This is a genomic window from Pectobacterium punjabense (assembly GCF_012427845.1).
Taxonomy (GTDB): domain Bacteria; phylum Pseudomonadota; class Gammaproteobacteria; order Enterobacterales; family Enterobacteriaceae; genus Pectobacterium; species Pectobacterium punjabense.
The window spans coordinates 2661677-2678977 of sequence record NZ_CP038498.1; the positions used below are offsets into that span (position 1 = coordinate 2661677).

At 52.0% G+C, this 17301-nt stretch carries 15 protein-coding genes; 7 read left to right on the plus strand and 8 right to left on the minus strand.

Translation table 11 applies throughout. The annotated features are described in order from the left end of the window. Positions 1-31 precede the first annotated feature (31 nt). From sapA to E2566_RS12020, 7 genes are all read left to right on the plus strand, one after another. Positions 32-1720 (plus strand): ABC transporter substrate-binding protein SapA, encoded by a 1689-nt coding sequence (gene sapA / locus E2566_RS11990; protein WP_107167545.1) that lies wholly within the window; start codon positions 32-34, stop codon positions 1718-1720. After that, positions 1717-2682 (plus strand): putrescine export ABC transporter permease SapB, encoded by a 966-nt coding sequence (sapB, locus tag E2566_RS11995; RefSeq protein ID WP_107167546.1) that lies wholly within the window; start codon positions 1717-1719, stop codon positions 2680-2682. The genes sapA and sapB overlap by 4 nt, the downstream gene beginning before the upstream one ends. After that, a complete protein-coding gene (gene sapC, locus E2566_RS12000) occupies positions 2669-3559 on the plus strand; it encodes a putrescine export ABC transporter permease SapC (RefSeq protein WP_010276734.1) in 891 nt (296 codons plus the stop codon). The genes sapB and sapC overlap by 14 nt, the downstream gene beginning before the upstream one ends. A 16-nt stretch (positions 3560-3575) precedes the next feature. Next, the gene (gene sapD / locus E2566_RS12005; RefSeq protein ID WP_107167547.1) at positions 3576-4568 is read left to right on the plus strand and encodes a putrescine export ABC transporter ATP-binding protein SapD; all 993 of its coding nucleotides are present in this window, start codon (positions 3576-3578) and stop codon (positions 4566-4568) included. Next, positions 4568-5383 (plus strand): putrescine export ABC transporter ATP-binding protein SapF, encoded by an 816-nt coding sequence (gene sapF / locus E2566_RS12010; protein WP_005972439.1) that lies wholly within the window; start codon positions 4568-4570, stop codon positions 5381-5383. The genes sapD and sapF overlap by 1 nt, the downstream gene beginning before the upstream one ends. 192 nt (positions 5384-5575) lie before the next feature. Further along, positions 5576-6364 carry an enoyl-ACP reductase FabI gene (gene fabI, locus E2566_RS12015; protein ID WP_107167548.1) on the plus strand — a complete coding sequence of 263 codons (789 nt, stop codon included), beginning with the start codon at positions 5576-5578 and terminating at the stop codon, positions 6362-6364. A gap of 187 nt (positions 6365-6551) precedes the next feature. Further along, the gene (locus E2566_RS12020; protein WP_107167549.1) at positions 6552-7187 is read left to right on the plus strand and encodes a hypothetical protein; all 636 of its coding nucleotides are present in this window, start codon (positions 6552-6554) and stop codon (positions 7185-7187) included. A gap of 11 nt (positions 7188-7198) precedes the next feature. Here the strand turns inward: E2566_RS12020 and E2566_RS12025 are convergent, their stop codons facing one another. From E2566_RS12025 to E2566_RS12060, 8 genes are all read right to left on the minus strand, one after another. After that, positions 7199-7564, minus strand: coding sequence for a hypothetical protein (locus tag E2566_RS12025; RefSeq protein ID WP_107167550.1), 366 nt, complete (start codon positions 7562-7564; stop codon positions 7199-7201). A 5-nt stretch (positions 7565-7569) separates the two neighbouring features. Continuing rightward, entirely contained in the window at positions 7570-7944 is a 375-nt protein-coding gene (locus E2566_RS12030; protein ID WP_107167551.1) for a hypothetical protein, read from the minus strand. A gap of 4 nt (positions 7945-7948) precedes the next feature. Then, entirely contained in the window at positions 7949-8335 is a 387-nt protein-coding gene (locus E2566_RS12035; protein ID WP_107167552.1) for a DUF6331 family protein, read from the minus strand. A 1-nt stretch (position 8336) separates the two neighbouring features. Next, positions 8337-8660 carry a hypothetical protein gene (locus tag E2566_RS12040; RefSeq protein WP_107167553.1) on the minus strand — a complete coding sequence of 108 codons (324 nt, stop codon included), beginning with the start codon at positions 8658-8660 and terminating at the stop codon, positions 8337-8339. Positions 8661-8761: 101 nt separating this feature from the next. Next, positions 8762-9733: an FAD:protein FMN transferase gene (locus E2566_RS12045; protein WP_107167803.1), complete on the minus strand. Its 972-nt coding sequence runs from the start codon at positions 9731-9733 to the stop codon at positions 8762-8764. A gap of 89 nt (positions 9734-9822) precedes the next feature. Beyond that, positions 9823-12696 carry a flavocytochrome c gene (locus E2566_RS12050; RefSeq protein WP_107167554.1) on the minus strand — a complete coding sequence of 958 codons (2874 nt, stop codon included), beginning with the start codon at positions 12694-12696 and terminating at the stop codon, positions 9823-9825. Between the two features lie 538 nt (positions 12697-13234). Further along, positions 13235-15601, minus strand: a complete 2367-nt coding sequence (locus tag E2566_RS12055; protein ID WP_107167556.1) for a glycoside hydrolase family 31 protein — start codon at positions 15599-15601, stop codon at positions 13235-13237. Between the two features lie 154 nt (positions 15602-15755). After that, positions 15756-17066 (minus strand): MFS transporter, encoded by a 1311-nt coding sequence (locus E2566_RS12060; protein ID WP_107167557.1) that lies wholly within the window; start codon positions 17064-17066, stop codon positions 15756-15758. Positions 17067-17301 lie beyond the last annotated feature (235 nt).

The following is a 17301-nucleotide window of genomic DNA, read 5'->3' on the forward strand; positions in this document are numbered from 1 at the left end:
CTCTCTAACCGTATTGACTGAAAAATCCCGTATGTTCGGAAAAACCTGTTTCGCACTGGCACTCACCTGGCTGGCTTTACCCGCACTGGCCGCACCGCAACCCGTGCTAACGCCACCTGCTCCGCTGGAAAACATCCACCAGAGCGGTTTTGTCTATTGCGTCAATGATGTCCTGAACACGTTTAACCCGCAAATGGCGCGCAGTGGCGTCACGATCGATACGCTGGCAGCGCAACTTTATGACCGCCTGCTGGACGTCGATCCTTATACTTATCGGTTGATGCCAGAACTGGCCCAGCGCTGGGAAGTATTGGACAACGGCTCGACGTACCGTTTCTATTTGCGTCACGACGTCCCGTTCCAGAAAACGTCTTGGTTCAGCCCGACTCGTAATATGAATGCCGACGATGTGATATTCAGTTTTCAGCGCATGTTGGATAAAAAACACCCGTATCATGATGTCAACGGCGGTGAATACCCCTATTTCGACAGCCTGCAATTCGCCGATTCGGTGCAAAGTATTCGCAAATTGGGCGAGTACAGTATTGAAATCCGCCTGAACAGCTCGGATGCGTCGTTTCTGTGGCATCTGGCAACGCACTACGCGCCAATTCTGTCCGCCGAATATGCCCAACGGCTGGCGAAAGAAGATAAGAAAGAGCTGCTGGATCGCGAACCCGTCGGCACAGGGCCTTATCTGCTCAGTGAATACCGCACCGGACAATATATCCGTCTGACGCGCAACGTCGACTACTGGCGCGGCGAGCCACGCATGCCGCAGGTCGTTATCGATCTTGGCTCTGGCGGCACAGGCCGTTTATCCAAGCTGTTGACGGGCGAATGCGATGTCCTCGCTTACCCTGCCGCCAGCCAATTGGCCATCCTGCGTAACGATCCGCGTCTGCGCCTCTCGCTACGTCCCGGTATGAATGTCGCCTATTTGGCGTTCAACGTGCGAAAAGCGCCGTTAGATGACCGCCGCGTGCGGGAAGCCATCGCGCTGGCGATCAACAACGATAGGTTGATGCAGTCAATTTATTACGGCACGGCGGAAACGGCGGCCTCTATTCTGCCTCGCGCGTCGTGGGCGTACGACAATGAATCGCAAATTACGGAATATAATCCGCAGAAAGCACGACAAATCTTGCAGGACCTGAGGCTGACTAACCTCAACCTGCGCCTGTGGGTGCCGAGCGCGTCACAATCCTACAACCCTAGCCCGCTTAAAACGGCAGAGCTGATACAGGCCGATCTGGCACAGGTTGGCATCACCGTTACCATCGTTCCAGTGGAAGGCCGCTTTCAGGAAGCGCGGTTAATGGAACTCAGCCACGATTTAACGCTGGCGGGCTGGGCAACAGACAGTAATGACCCGGACAGCTTTTTCCGCCCTTTGCTAAGCTGTGCAGCGATTCGTTCCCAGAGTAACTACGCTCACTGGTGCGATCCCACCTTTGATGAAGTGCTGCAAAACGCGCTTTCATCACAGCAGCTCTCTAAGCGGATTGACTATTATCAGCAGGCGCAGCGTATTCTGGCAGAACAGTTACCCGTTCTACCGCTGGCGTCGTCACTGCGGCTGCTCGCCTACCGCTATGATATGAAAGGACTGGTATTGAGCCCGTTCGGTAATGCCTCGTTTGCGGGCGTATACCGTGAGGAGCAGCAAGCGCAGCAGAAGCCCTCTGCACCGGAAACCGTGGAGGAAGCACAGCCGTGATTATTTTTACCTTGCGACGTCTGGTGTTACTGATCGTCACCTTGTCACTGCTAACGTTGGTTGGCTTTAGCCTCAGCTACTACACACCTAACGCCCCGCTCAATGGCGCTGCGCTGTTTGATGCCTACCATTTCTATCTCTCTAGCCTGCTCCAGGGCGATTTCGGTCGTTCCAGTATTAACGGACAGGCCATCAGCGAGCTGCTGAAAGAAGTGTTCCCAGCCACGATTGAGCTTTGTCTGCTGGCGTTTGCGCTCTCGCTGCTGGTCGGCATTCCGCTAGGCATTACCGCCGGCGTAATGCAGAACCGCGGGGCGGACATCGTGATCAGCACGCTGGCGCTGATCGGTTTTTCCCTGCCGGTGTTCTGGCTGGCACTGCTGTTGACACTCTTCTTCTCGCTGCATCTCGGCTGGCTACCGGTTTCAGGCCGTTTCGATCTGCTCTATCAGGTGAAAACCGTGACTGGCTTTGCGCTGATTGATGCCTGGCTGTCCGATTCCCCCCATCGCGGAGAAATGATCGTCAGCGCCATACGCCATCTGATTCTGCCGATTACCGTGCTGGCCGTCGGGCCGACCACCGAAGTGATCCGTCTGATGCGCGTCAGCACCACGGAAATTATCAGTAAAAACTACATTAAAGCAGCGGCAACCCGTGGGCTATCACGCTTCACCATCATTCGTCGCCACCTGATTCACAACGCACTGCCGCCGATTATCCCCAAGCTGGGGTTACAATTTTCCACTATGCTGACGCTGACAATGATTACCGAAGTGGTCTTTAACTGGCCGGGCATCGGCCGCTGGCTGGTGAACGCCATTCGCCAGCAGGATTTCGCCGCGATCTCTGCGGGCGTCATGGTGGTCGGCGCGATGGTTATCACCGTCAATATCCTGTCTGACATCTGGGGCGCTATGGCAAATCCGTTGAAACATAAGGAATGGTATGCCCTACGATAACGTCTATAGCGAAAAGCGGCTGCCAAGCCGGCTGGGCGATACCTGGCGGGCATTCCATCAGGATATGCTGGCGATGATCGGCCTATATGGCTTTTTGATCCTGATCGGACTGTGTCTGTTCGGCAAGTTTCTCGCGCCTTATGAAGTGGATCAGCAATTCTTGGGCTATCAACTGCTGCCCCCTTCCTGGTCGCATTACGGCGAAGTGTCGTTCTTTCTCGGTACCGACGATTTAGGTCGCGACCAGCTAAGCCGCTTATTGAGCGGTGCCGCCCCCACCGTCGGCGCATCGCTCATCGTCACCTACGCGGCGGCGCTGTGCGGTATCGTACTGGGCGTCTTTGCGGGCGTCACGCGCGGGCTACGTTCGGCGATGCTCAACCATATTCTGGACACCCTGCTGTCGATTCCGTCGCTGTTGCTGGCGATTGTGGTGATTGCTTTTATCGGCCCGAAGCTTGAGCACGCGATGCTCGCCGTCTGGCTGGCGCTGTTGCCGCGTATGGTGCGCACCATCTACAACGCCGTACACGATGAAATGGATAAAGAGTACGTGATCGCCGCCCGTCTTGACGGAGCGTCCACGTTTTATCTTGTCTGGTACGTTGTCTTACCGAATATTGCCGCACTGCTGGTTTCCGAATTTACCCGCGCGCTGTCGATCGCCATTCTGGATATCGCCGCGCTAGGCTTTCTCGATTTGGGCGCACAGTTGCCCACCACCGAATGGGGTGCCTTACTCGGCAACTCGCTGGAACTGGTTTATGCCGCGCCGTGGACCGTGATGTTGCCCGGTGCGGCTATCGCACTGAGCGTGTTAATCGTTAACCTGCTGGGCGACGGCCTCCGCCGCGCGCTCGTCGCGGAAACGGAATAAGAGGCGACGAATTCCTATGCCATTACTTGATATCCGTAACCTGACGATTGAATTTCTGACCGCCGACGGTGCCGTAAAAGCCGTCGATCGCGTCAGTATGACGCTGAGCGAAGGTGAAATTCGCGGGCTAGTGGGCGAATCTGGTTCAGGCAAAAGCCTGATCGCTAAAGCCATCTGCGGGATCACCAAAGAAAACTGGCGCGTGACTGCTGACCGCTTCCGCTTCGATGATATCGACCTGCTGCAACTGTCGGCGCGCGAACGGCGTAAACTGGTCGGCCATAACGTCTCCATGATTTTTCAGGAACCGCAATCCTGTCTCGATCCGTCAGAGAGCATTGGTCGACAATTGGTGCAGGCGATCCCCGGCTGGACCTATAAAGGCCGCTGGTGGCAGCGAGTTAACTGGCGCAAACGTCGCGCTATCGAACTGCTGCACCGCGTCGGGATTAAAGATCACAAAGATATTATGGGCAGCTATCCCTATGAACTGAGCGACGGCGAGTGTCAGAAAGTGATGATTGCGATTGCACTGGCAAACCAGCCGCGTCTGCTGATTGCCGACGAGCCGACCAATGCGATGGAATCCACCACGCAGGCGCAAATTTTCCGCCTGCTATCGCGTCTGAACCAAAATAATAACACCACGATTCTGCTCATCAGCCATGACCTGCAAACCATGAGCAAATGGGCAGACCGGATCAACGTGCTTTATTGCGGACAAACGGTGGAGAGTGCCACCTGTGAAGATTTGATCACCGCACCGCATCATCCTTATACGCAGGCGCTGATCCGCGCGATGCCCGATTTTGGCCGTTCGCTGCCGCACAAAAGCCGGTTAAATACCCTGAACGGCGCCATTCCTTCACTGGAACACCTACCGATTGGCTGTCGGCTCGGCCCACGCTGCCCTTATTCACAAAAACAGTGCATGCAAACGCCGCCGCTGCTTTCCGTGAAGAACCACTTATATGCCTGCCACTTCCCGCTCAACATGGAGGAACCGTGATGGTTGAGATGCTGCTTGAAGCCCGCAACCTGACCAAGACGTTCCGCTACCGAACCGGGCTGTTCCGTCGTCAGCATGTTGAAGCGGTGAAATCCGTCAGCTTTACGCTACGTGAACGCCAGACGCTCGCTATCATCGGCGAGAACGGTTCGGGGAAATCGACGCTGGCGAAAATGCTGTCAGGGATGATCGCCCCGACGTCCGGCGAACTGGTTATCGATGATCATCCGCTGCATTACGGCGATTATGGCTATCGCAGCCAGCGCATCCGCATGATCTTTCAGGATGCGAGCAATGCGCTCAACCCGCGTCAGCGTATCGGACAACTGTTGGATGTTCCCCTGCGGCTGAATACCGACCTCAGCGCCGAAGCGCGCGAAAGAGCGATTAATCAGGCGCTACAGCAGGTCGGGTTACGACCCGATCACGCTTATTACTATCCGCATGCACTTGCGCCGGGGCAAAAACAGCGCGTCGGTCTGGCACGCGCGCTCATTCTGCAACCGAAAGTGATTGTCGCCGATGAAGCGCTGGCGTCGCTGGATATGTCTATGCGGTCACAGATTATTAATCTGATGCTGGAATTACAGGAAAAGCACGGTATCTCTTATATTTACGTGACGCAGCATCTGGGCATGATGAAGCACATCAGCGATCAGATTCTGGTGATGCAGGCAGGCGAAGTGGTCGAACGCGGCAGTACCGCCGATGTGTTGTCCGCCCCGCTCCATGACCTGACGAAACGTTTGATTGCCAGTCATTTCGGCGAAGCGCTCAGCGCGGATGCCTGGCGACGCGACGGCGCACAACGTTAACCTCCGTGTATTCCGGCGGGCAGTACCGCTAAACCACTGGACGGTGGAAAATGGGGATACTGCTCGGAGTACCCCTACCGCCCCCAACATGGTAGAATTACGCGGTTTATTCATCTCGGTCGTCACCTGCCGCGTAGGTTTACGGGCACAGACGTGGCGATCGCAGCAACAATGATCACAAGGATTACTGCTATGGGTTTTCTTACCGGTAAGCGCATTCTGGTAACAGGCGTTGCCAGCAACCGTTCTATTGCCTACGGTATTGCACAAGCAATGCAACGTGAAGGTGCCGAACTGGCGTTCACGTATCAGAACGAAAAATTGAAAGCACGCGTTGAAGGCTTTGCCAGCGAACTGGGTTCCAGCATCGTTCTGCCGTGTGATGTCGCTGAAGATGCGAGCATCGAGGCACTGTTTACCGAACTGGCTAACGTATGGCCTAACTTTGATGGCTTCGTGCACTCTATTGCTTACGCACCGGGTGACCAACTGGACGGTGACTACGTTGATGCCGTGACCCGTGAAGGTTTCAACATCGCTCATGATATCAGCTCTTACAGCTTCGTCGCGATGGCGAAAGCCTGCCGTAAAATGCTGAACCCGAACTCTGCACTGGTTACCCTGTCCTACCTGGGTGCCGAGCGTGCCATCCCTAACTACAACGTGATGGGTCTGGCAAAAGCCTCTCTGGAAGCAAACGTACGTTACATGGCGAACGCTATGGGTGCTCAGGGCGTGCGCGTCAACGCCATCTCTGCGGGTCCGATTCGTACACTGGCCGCATCCGGCATCAAAGACTTCAAGAAAATGCTGTCGCATTGCGAAGCCGTTACGCCAATCCGCCGTGTCGTGACCATTGAAGACGTGGGCAACTCTGCTGCGTTCCTGTGTTCCGATCTGGCTGCCGGTATCTCCGGTGAAGTTCTGCACGTTGACGGCGGCTTCAGCATCGCTGCAATGAACGAGCTGGAACTGAAGTAAGTCATCAAAAGTAGCCTATCTTGGATAGGCTACTTTCTCTCATTCAAATATTCTCTACTTCTATTTATTATTCCTCTTAGCTTTTGGCTATGCATTTCTGCTTTCGCGTTAATAGCGAATACGGTATTACCGAATTATGGGCAGATAATGAGATAGCCGAAATTTACTATTTTACATGGAGTGTTATATGGTTATTCAAAAAGTCCGTGCAAACGACAGCTTTATTGAAGAATTGTTAAATGGATGGATTAGCGCAAATCAACGCTATGTTGAACTATTAAACAGAACAGATTGCTGCTGGTGGTACAACGAACGCACGAATGTCAGCGTTCTCGCTGGGGCGGCGTGGTCATTAGGCTGGACAGCGATTGAAGAATATCCGTCAGATAAGAAAATAAAGGGTTATACAGGAGAAAACCCTGATAGCAATACAAGCAAAGGTCGAGTTGATCTTTATATAAAAAATGAATTGGAAAGTATTGCCCTCGAGGCTAAGCATGTATGGCACAACCTAGATAAAAATATAAACAAAGATATCTGTTATATCGGTTCTGCACGCAGAGATACTGAGTGTCTGAGAAACCAAGCAGACCGCCATTTTGCAGCAACATTTATTGTTTTCTACACTAAAGAAAGCCTAAATGAATTTATTCTCGAAGAACGTATCACCTCTACGATTAACAATGCCATAGAAAATTTAGACATTGATTCAATTGCATATGCCTATCTTATCGATAATAAATCCCCCTTTATGAATGAGGCAAAATATTACTATCAAAGCGTTGCCGTAATACTGGAACAAGTTGAGCTAAACCTTAAGTAAGTGGTTATCCATCACATATCCTTCGGAATCAAACCACAGTCCAGCAACAACACACCGGGCGACGGCCTGACGGGATGATTGTTCACATCCAGTTCGGTCCAATATTCACGTCGTTCGGTTTCATGATCCTCAATAATACGATATTCCGATGACGGCGTTGTGGTACGGGTAGCAGGTAACTGAATCACGCTGGCAGAAGCGGTTATTTGATGCCGCTGGCAAAATTGCAGGCACTGAATAGCATCGTCGAGTTGCAGTTTGCTTTGTAAAGCAGACGTATCCCCCTGTGACAGGCGGCTAACGGCTTGCCCCCGCAAAGCCATTAGCGCATTGAGAACATCCGTGAAGCGGTATTGTGTTTTATCTTCAGGCATCATTATTCTTATCGAGTTGGGAAAGGGACATCCTGTTTTTTCAGCAGAGACACATCAATCAGATAACGCAGCATATTCCGATCATATTCCAAATCGGTACTGGCGTATTGTTCCGGTTCGCGATTTACCCATGAATCAGTTACCCGAACGCCAGCCGGTGAGCCATCGAGCCTCAACGCATAGATAAAAAACCCCGTCCAACTCCGATGAAAACAGAGCCAGCCGTCCTCAAAATAGATAAACCATTTATCTTCCATTTGTTTTGGAACAATACCGTGCTTCATTTTTTCCGCTTCAGCGTCTGTAAACAGGGCCTGAAAGTTAAGCGGCGTCGTTTGCTGCGGTGCGGGGAGACGTTTCCAGTCTTTTGCCTGAGCGTGCATAAATTTACTCGTTTCCTTGTGGCAAGCTGGTAAGAATATGCTGCAACAAAGCAATAAAGGCTTGTTTATCTGCCAAACCATTCAGCACGCGGCTGGATACCACCGTGGTGTCCAGTAATGTGATCTGCTCAATAGCATTGTGCAACATAGGGCCGAATGCTGCTGGTTCCTGTTTGCGTGCGGTGGCATAGAGCGTCTCAGCATAAAAATCAAAGGCATCAAAGCCGCAGCAGGCAGCCATACACTCGGTTTCAATACGTCGCAATAAAGGTAACAATCCTTCGAGCAGGTAATCAACATTAACAGCCTGCTGATACCGTCCCGTTAAATCAGGCAAGACAATGCAGTCGTCATCTCCTATCGAGATAAAATTTTCCTTAATAAGCGCCATGTTAGTCTCCTTCCACTTCAGTTCCATACATCAGGTATTCCCATTCAATGAATTTCTGAAAAGAACCGGTAAATTCTACCCGAGGGAAGTTGGCAAACTCCCTTTGCATGGCCCAGGTCAGGTGCACAACGGATACGCGATCGAGCTCCTGAGTATGTTTCAGCAAGATGTCATCGCTACCATCACGATAAGCGATGACTGCTATCTCAATGCCATAAAGTGGATGAACTGTGGGTTGTTCCTGTTGATATTCTGCCAGTAAAGCCTGCTGTTTCTTACCGTTGGCATATTCCCAGCCGGCGGGGAGTTTTGGTGTAGAAGACATTGTACGTCCTTGTGTAATAGGAAAAATTCATTCTGCCGACATGGAGAGGAAATCGTACACCAGTAATTGCTACACAGAAAACGCTGATGAAACGTTCATTTTCACAACACCATCACCGAATAATCCTTATCCAGCAATTCAAACCTATAATGTCGCTGAGAAGAAAAGATAATCTCTCGCGCTTTTGTCACAAATATCGCTTCAATATCCGGCTGGTGTTGTAAAAACTTGATACCTGCGTCCACGCCCATGCCGTAGAGCAATGTCGTATAGATATCACCATCGAGGGAATCGTTCGAAATAACCGTCACGCTGTGCAGTTCATTATCAAGCGGATAACCCGTACGCGGGTCGAGAATATGATGATAGATACGATCGTGCACGGTGAAAAAGCGCTCATAGACACCGGATGTCACCACGGATTTATTCTTCACCTTAATCACACCGAGCAGGCTATCGCGATCCGCAAAAGGTTTCTGCAATCCCACGCTCCATAGCCCTTGTTCATCCGTCAACGCACTGCCGATAGCCAGCACATTGCCTCCCAGATTAATCAGTGCATCCTGAATAGCGTGTTGATGCAGTACGTCCCTGACGATATCGGCAATATAACCTTTCGCAATCGCGCCCAGGTCGATCTCCATTCCTGCTTTTTCTAACAATACGGCACAGTCTTGCTCTCTAAGGATAATGCGTTCGGGATCGGTTAATGCCAGCGCCCGATCTATCGATTCCCTGTCAGGCACCGTGCTGCCGCTAAAACCGATTTTCCAGAGTTTGACGACAGGGCCGATCGCCACGTTAAAGCGACTATTTTCAAGCAGACTTACCGTTTTAGCGCGCTTAATCAGCGCAAAGACAATCGAGCTTACCGAAACGAATGCTTTCCCCGCCGCGTGGTTGATGCTCATCACTTCCGACTGCGCTCGATTAACGGTGAGCAAATCTTCAAGCTGCTTGATGCGATGGAAAACTTGCCTGACGGCGGTTTCATCATGGACAAACAGTTTGAGCAAAATGGGGCTGCCCATTAGGTGAATGGAATAGACGTACGCGTTATCGACAGAAGGCATAGGGTAGCTCCCATGAACAGATTGCAGTGCAGAGAGTAAACGGTCGAAACAGGGCGAACGCCCTTTCAGGGCGCTCGCCAGCGGCTCCACTATTCCATCATAGCCGACTGTTTTTCAGCGATGTTATCCGTGGATTTCACAAATTTGGCTTTACGCGCCTTAGCAGGCAAAAAACCGGAATGGCGCGGTGCTCGAGCATACGCCGCGGCCTGAATCCCCGCCTGAATACCGAAGATAATGATATCCGCCACGGCGTTGCCGCCAATGCGGTTCGCGCCGTGAATCCCCCCCACCACTTCCCCTGCCGCATAAGCGCCAGAAATCGTCTCTTTGTGACGGTTCAACACTTCCGCTTTCGCGTTAATCGTCACACCGCCCATTGTATGGTGCACGCCTGGCGCAACTTTAATCGCGTAGTAAGGTGCCTGATTCAACGGGTCGCGCATGCCCGTTGAACGACCAAAGTCCTCATCGTGTTTGTCGGCAATAAAGGTATTGTAGCGTTCAAGCGTGGCTTGCAGAGCCGCCTGCGGTATGTCGAGTTTCTCGGCCAGTTCCGCCACGCTGCTGGCGCTGACGGTCAGCCCTTGAGCGACATATTCTTCAACTGCCCGGTTGCGATTTCTTACCTGTTCATCAAACAGGATATACGCGTATTCTTCCGGCAAATTGACGATGGCGGACGAGACGTTATCCCGCGTCTCCATTTCGTTAAAGAAACGTTCTCCACGCTGCGACACCAGAATAGCGCCACCGCCGCGAATGGATTCGGAGATCAGATAAGACGTCGTCTGTTCAACCGTCGGATGGGTTTGAATTTCCCCCATGTCCACCGTATCCGCGCCGATCTGCTCCAGCAGACGAATGCCGCCACCCGTTGCGCCTTTATGGTTGGTGGTGACGAAGCCTTTTAGGTCTGGGCGGTATGACTCCACCATCGCCTGATTGGCACTAAAACCGCCTGTCGCGACAATCACCGCTTTTGTCGCAATCAGGCTCACTTCCTGTTCATCATTGACGACTCTGACGGCACTAACCTTGCCCTTCTCCTGCACAATTTCGGTTACCGACGTTTCCAGCAGCACCTCAATATTGTATTTATTGAGGTTCTTAATCAGCCCGCTGACCAGATAACCGCCCACCGCTGCGCCGTTGGCAGGCCGATGTGTTCTGTCCACGCTCATGCCGCCCGTCGTGGTGATGTCGCTCAGCTCAATATCGTGCTGCGCCAGCCAGTTAATCGCGTCAGAGGCGTGATCGACAAAATATTGCACCAGCGTTGGGTTATTTTTCTGCTTTCCGCTTTTCAGCGTTTCGTTATAAAACAGCGCATGGCTATCTTCAATACCTTTATTTTGCTGGAAGACAGTACCCGCCGCGTTCATACCAGCCGAAGCCTTGATGGTATTGCCGCCGATGACGGGCATCTTTTCAATGACGATAACGCGCGCGCCCTCTTCGCTGGCCTGAATCGCCGCCGCCAACCCCGAGCCACCGCTGCCAATCACCACGACGTCCGCTTCTCGGCGCGCATCTGGGTTACCGCCATCGGCAATAATGGCGTCTTTGCTCGATTTCACCATCGCCTTAGTGACGGCTTTTTTAATCGCTTCACTTTGCGCCGTTGCGCCCGTAACAGCATCAACGTGCGGACTGTTGGTATCCAGAATGCGTTCGCGAATAATTTCAAAACTGATTTTCAGCGAATCATCAATCTCGCTATTACCCAGCGCAATATCGGCGACTCGATTTTGCTCGAAATGGACGGTAATTTGCAGTTCGCCACATTCGTCCTGAACATTTTCCTGATACACCCCAGATTTAAATTTCTTACCGGTTAAATTTACGTCCCGAATCATGGCTTCGACTAATGAAAAACGCCACAGCGGTTCGGGAATCATTAATGCTTCACGTTTATCGCTGGCAATATACAGATCGAGTTTTTTCTGTTGGGCAATACAATCCGTCCAGTCTGGATAAGCGATACAGGCTCTGCCAACGGCAATCAGGTCGTAACCCTTTTCTAACGCCGCCTCGGCATCGGCTTGATTGACAATATCTCCTACGCCAATAACCGGAATCGCCGCTAATGTCGCAGAACGACGCGCAACATATTTTTTAATCAGCGGTGTCGGATCGTTTGTCTCGATAATCGATGAGCGCAAGATATTGCCCATCGAGAAGTGGACGTAATCCAGTCCGCGCGCCGCCAGTTTTTCCAGCAGGTAGAGCGAATCATCAAAATGAATGCCCGGTTCTTCGATTTCTTCTGGCGAGAAGCGATAGCCGATGATAAAGGACGGATCGGCGTACTTACCGGCGACGTCATGGGCAATATCCAGAACGGCAAGCGGAAACGCCGCGCGTTTGTCACGGCTGCCGCCCCATTGATCTGAGCGCTGATTAGAGTGAGGGGAATAAAATTGCTGGATCAGGTAGGTGTTGGCTCCGTGAATTTCTACACCATCGAAACCCGCCTGAATGGCGCGATGGACGGCATCACCAAACTTCCCAATCATCGCTTCAACTTCATCACCTGACAACGCGACCGGAACGATGGCACCCGCGCGCGGTGCCGCGATGGCGCTAGGGGCAACTGGCGTCGCACCGCCAATGAAACGCGGCTCAACCATACGGCCGCCATGATAAATTTGCAGGATCGCCGTCGAGCCTTTTTCTTTAATCGCTGTCGCAATTTTGGCGAGTCCGGCAATTTTATCGTCGTTGTCGATCCCTATCGCACCGGGAAAGGCCAACCCTTTGTCATCAATAAAACAACACTCCACAATCACGGTGCCGATGCTGCCAGCTCTGAGCTGATAATATTCCACCAGCTCTTTGGTTACGCTCCCATCGTAAAACCCACTACAGGTGGTCATGGGGGCCATCAGTACCCGATTTTTCAGCGTCGCACCGTTGGGGAGTGTAAAAGCGGCAAATAAATCATGGTGATTATTCTTCATAGCGAATACTCCACTTAAAATAAAAACTCTGTTCGCAAATGAATCGGAAGTTGCCGTATTTGTTTTTATTAATTTTTTTGGCTGATAATTTGCGAACTTATTACTTACCAAGTATCTATTTTTTTAACGGTTATAAAATGTTTTTTTACTATTTAAACTATTTTGTAGTTCCGATTTTATTAAGGGTATTCGCACAACTCTTTTTTATATTTAATATTCCATTTACTTCATTAACATTTCATTATCCTGAAAATAACCAATCAGATATTATTGATATTCTGCATAACAAAAAAACGCCCCGGTAAACAAATAAGACCGAGGCATCAGACCGTTGACAAACCTATTTTCTGAACGAGAACGGGAGTAACGGAATAGAAGAGTAAAGCGTTTGCGCCATGGATGGCGCAATCCGAGCGTACATGGATGTATTTACAGCGTCTTTACGATCTATCCGTTACCCCCGCCCTGCGGACTTCGTCAGCAACCTCACACCCCGGTAAACAATAATACCGGGGCGCAACAGGAAGAAATAAAATGATTATTGGTATTGATAGGTATCCGTGAGAACGCCGTTGATATACAGCTGGCGCCGCTCTCCTGACGGCAAGCGCAGCGTCGCGTGTTTCCATGCTGGCTGATATCGTCCCTCTGATGTGAACGTGATATCAATCCGCTGGCTATCCGTACGAATTTCCCAACGCAGCCACAGCGCGTTCCCTTCACGCCACTGCCACGTTTCTCCGTCATCTTCAAACAGCAGTCCGCTATCTGTACCGCCTGCGACAGGCGGAAAGAGCAGGAATTCGCGCTGTTCGTCTTCATGTTGGCTGACATACGCCGTCCGCCCCGACAGCGGGATCATCGCGCCCGCTCTGACCATCAGCGGCAGGCGCTCCAGCGGTGCATCCAGCACGATCGTCTGTCCGCCGCTGAACCATTGGCCGGAATAAAAATCGTACCAGCCAGAGGTATTCGCAGGCAGGTACACCGCCCGCCGACGCTGCTCTGGCTCAACCACGCTGGCGACCAAAATGTCTCGCCCCAGCATGAAATCATCGGTTTCCTCCAGCGTCGCGCGATCCTGTTCGTGATCGAGGAATGTCGGTCGCAGCATCGGTTCATCGTCTGCACTGGCTTGCCAGAGCAACGTATAAAAATACGGCAGAAGGCGATAGCGAAGTTCAATAGCGCTACGTATCGCCGCCGTTACAGAGGGATACATCCACGGTTCGTTCACCGTATGATCGTCATTCCAGGAATGGATGGTGAAACGCGGATGCATCACGCCATTTTGCACCCAGCGCACAAAAAGCTCGGCGTCCGGTTTGTCACCGGAGAAGCCCCCAACGTCATGCCCGACATTAAACAGCCCGGACAGGCTCATGCCAACGCCCATTCGGGTGTTGTAGCGCAGCGTCTGCCAGTTGGTACGGTTATCGCCGCTCCAGGTCTGCACGTAGCGCTGCATTCCCGCACAGCCGGAACGAGAGATCAGATAAGGACGCAGCGTCGGGGCGAAACGCTGCTGTGCCTCCAGCGAGGCGCGCATCATCAACAGCGGCATCAACGGACGAATATGTTTGATCGCCATCGGTTGGCCGAACCCATGACAGCGGGCTTCACCATCCCAGACTTCATACTCGTTGTTGTCATTCCACGTCGAGTCGATGCCTTTCTCCAACAGTTGCCGGGTAACGTTTTCCTGCCACCACGCCACCGTTGCCGGGTTGGTGAAATCAAGATGAGAGCCTTCATCGTCCCAGAAGCTGGAGCGCTCCGGCATATCAGATTCGGAATCGCGGATAAACAGCCCTTGCGCCGTCACCTCATCGTATTTCGGATGATCTTGCAGTAAACAGGGTTTGATATTGGCCGCCAGCTTGAGGCCCACATCGTGGAAAGCCTGCGACATCGCTTCCGGCTGGGGAACTTTGTCGTAATTCCAGTTAAACACATAGCGCTTATTATTAATCGACGTGTAGCCCGACGAGAGTTGAAATGAATCACACGGAATATGGTGTTCACGGCAGAGCGCAATAAATTTCATCAGTTGCTGCTGCGCATCCGGCGCATCGGTGTAATGCATGGTCGAACCGCTGTAGCCTAAGCTCCATTTTGGCCCAAAGAGCGTCTTCCCCGTCAGCCGCACAAACGCTTTTGTCACATCGAGCACGCGCGGCCCGATGAACAGGTAATAGTCGAGATCGCCCGCCTCCGCCTGATAACGTCGATAAGCCAGATGGTAGTTATCGATTTCATTGCCGAGATCGAGCCAGGTCGTGCTCAGGTTATCGTAAAACAGGCCGAAGCTGACATCGTCGCGTCGGGTAATGGTAAACGGGACATGCTTATACAGCGGATCGGTACTCGCCGCGTTGTAGCCCATCGCATCCAGATTACGAAACTCAAACCGGCGTCCGGTGCGTTCAAGATCGCCCGCTTTTTCACCCAGACCATAATAGCGCTCGGTCGGGAAACGGCGCTGATAGTGCGCCACGCCATCACCGTGCGGGTTCAATAGGTAGGCGCTAGTCGGCCTATCGGCGGCAAACGGCTGCCATTCGCCTTGTTCATCCCGATATTCCCACACCAGCCACAGCGGCTGGTGAATCGTAATGCGCATCCGCTCGGTGCTGATACGCAGCGTGTCATCCACCTGTTCCAGTGAAAACCCCGGCAGGCTAAAACCTGCGCTACTTTCACGGTTGCGCCCCTCCCAGGGAACATCCTGCTGCGGCGCGATGCTCCAGGTACGGTTCAGCTTCAGTGCACCGTTCTGCTTAATCAGCACGCGCGCCAGCATTGGCTCCAGCACATAAAGGCGAAAAACATGTCTATCGTCCACCAGCAGTTCAACATGGTCGTCGCTCTGATGACGAAACACCCAATTTTTCAACGTTTTCATACAGCATCCTTTTCAGGAAAAAATAAACCAGCCGTTGCGCTTAATGCAGGTTAAGCTCATTTCTAGGAGAAACACGGGGATGAGGTTCTCGTAGGGAAGCCTCGCCCCGTGGTCGCTCCGTGTATCTCGCTTCTTAAACGAACGGCATAAGCCGTTATGCCTGTGAACGCGTTTTCCCGCGGCGTTCAGCAATAAAGGCGATAAGGAAGATGGCGCCGATCAAATCGAAGAAGCCCATCGCCACAAATAGCGGGTTAAAACCGATTTTGTCGGCGGTGACGCCAATTAACAGTGAGAACAGAAAGCTGGCAATCCACGCAAACGAACCGCGCATCCCGTTCACGGTTGCCATCTGCCCTTTATCGAACGATTCCACGACCAGTGCGCTCAACATGCAGGAAATCACCTGATGGCCGAACCCGCCGATGGAAATCAGCAGAATCGCTACCCATGGATCTTTACTGATGGCAACCAGCGCTAGCGACAGCATGAGAAACGCACCGGTGACCGAGCTAGCTACAATCGAGTTAACACGCGAGCAGCCAAACCAGCGGGTGTAGAGTCGGGTAAGGTAACCGCTGGCGACGCTGCCCAGATCGGCGGCAAGAAACGGCAGCCATGCAAACATCGCAATTTGCTTCAGATCCATACCGCGTTCATTCGCCAGATAGAGCGGTACCCAAAAGCTGAGCACGGCCCACGCGGGTTCCGCCATAAAAGCGGGAATAGCGATACCGTAAAAGCGTTTGTTTTTTGAAACGGTCTTCAGTGCGGTAAAGAAAGGCAGTTTGACCGGCGGAGCTTCATTGTCCTGACGGATGAAATCCAGCTCCTCGCGGCTTAAATTGGGGTGCTCTTCCGGGTTATGGTAGAACAGCCACCACAATACCACCCACATCAGCGCCAGCGCACCGGTGAACATAAATGCGCCCTGCCAGCCCAGATAGGCATGCGCGACGACGATAATGGGCGGTGCCAGCATCGCGCCGATGGAAAAACCGACACCAGCCCAGCCTGCCGCGATCGGTCGCTCTTTCTTAGGGAACCATTCGCCCAGGGTTTTGGCGTTCGCCGGTGTTGCAGCGGCTTCGGACGCCCCCATAAAGAAGCGTAGAATCGCAAGGTGCAGCCAGCTTCCCGCCCCCGCGTGGAAGATGCACATCAACGCCCATATCACCGCACAAATCATAAAGCCCATTTTCAGACCGATGACATCGATCAGCCAGCCACAAATCGGCTGAAAAATGGTATACGCAAGCTGGAATGCACCCACAATCCAGGAGTATTGCTCGGTAGTGATGCCCATACTGGTTTTCAGTTCTGGCGCCAGAATACCGAGCGAGTTACGCGTGATGTAGTTAACAGTAACGCCGAGTAAAAACAGGCTCAGCACCCACCAGCGCAGATTTCTGAATGTCCGTTTACCTTTGGTAGCGATGGAAGACGGATTAATGTCGAGACTCATGGTGACTCCTTTACAGGAAAGTAGGGTTACATTGGTCTGATATCTCGGCGGCATTTTTGTATTTATAGCCTATCGGACGATCGAACCATTTTTATCTCATTGTATTTATTAGCTTAAACCCCATTTCATTACATATAACCACTGAAATTGGTTTACCAAATTGAGAGTAGAACAATTGAAAATCGTGAAACACTCACTTTTTTGAAAACATTTTCATGCTATGGTTAAAATGCAA

What these genes read in the sequence shown, in the direction of transcription:
- E2566_RS12025 (WP_107167550.1), bottom strand. Translation starts at nt 7,564, where the DNA reads ATGATGCCTGAAGATAAAACACAATACCGCTTCACGGATGTTCTCAAT.
- fabI (WP_107167548.1), top strand. Translation starts at nt 5,576, where the DNA reads ATGGGTTTTCTTACCGGTAAGCGCATTCTGGTAACAGGCGTTGCCAGC.
- sapC (WP_010276734.1), top strand. Translation starts at nt 2,669, where the DNA reads ATGCCCTACGATAACGTCTATAGCGAAAAGCGGCTGCCAAGCCGGCTG.
- E2566_RS12060 (WP_107167557.1), bottom strand. Translation starts at nt 17,066, where the DNA reads ATGAGTCTCGACATTAATCCGTCTTCCATCGCTACCAAAGGTAAACGG.
- E2566_RS12045 (WP_107167803.1), bottom strand. Translation starts at nt 9,733, where the DNA reads ATGCCTTCTGTCGATAACGCGTACGTCTATTCCATTCACCTAATGGGC.
- E2566_RS12055 (WP_107167556.1), bottom strand. Translation starts at nt 15,601, where the DNA reads ATGAAAACGTTGAAAAATTGGGTGTTTCGTCATCAGAGCGACGACCAT.
- sapA (WP_107167545.1), top strand. Translation starts at nt 32, where the DNA reads ATGTTCGGAAAAACCTGTTTCGCACTGGCACTCACCTGGCTGGCTTTA.
- sapD (WP_107167547.1), top strand. Translation starts at nt 3,576, where the DNA reads ATGCCATTACTTGATATCCGTAACCTGACGATTGAATTTCTGACCGCC.
- E2566_RS12030 (WP_107167551.1), bottom strand. Translation starts at nt 7,944, where the DNA reads ATGCACGCTCAGGCAAAAGACTGGAAACGTCTCCCCGCACCGCAGCAA.
- sapF (WP_005972439.1), top strand. Translation starts at nt 4,568, where the DNA reads ATGGTTGAGATGCTGCTTGAAGCCCGCAACCTGACCAAGACGTTCCGC.
- E2566_RS12020 (WP_107167549.1), top strand. Translation starts at nt 6,552, where the DNA reads ATGGTTATTCAAAAAGTCCGTGCAAACGACAGCTTTATTGAAGAATTG.
- E2566_RS12035 (WP_107167552.1), bottom strand. Translation starts at nt 8,335, where the DNA reads ATGGCGCTTATTAAGGAAAATTTTATCTCGATAGGAGATGACGACTGC.
- E2566_RS12050 (WP_107167554.1), bottom strand. Translation starts at nt 12,696, where the DNA reads ATGAAGAATAATCACCATGATTTATTTGCCGCTTTTACACTCCCCAAC.
- E2566_RS12040 (WP_107167553.1), bottom strand. Translation starts at nt 8,660, where the DNA reads ATGTCTTCTACACCAAAACTCCCCGCCGGCTGGGAATATGCCAACGGT.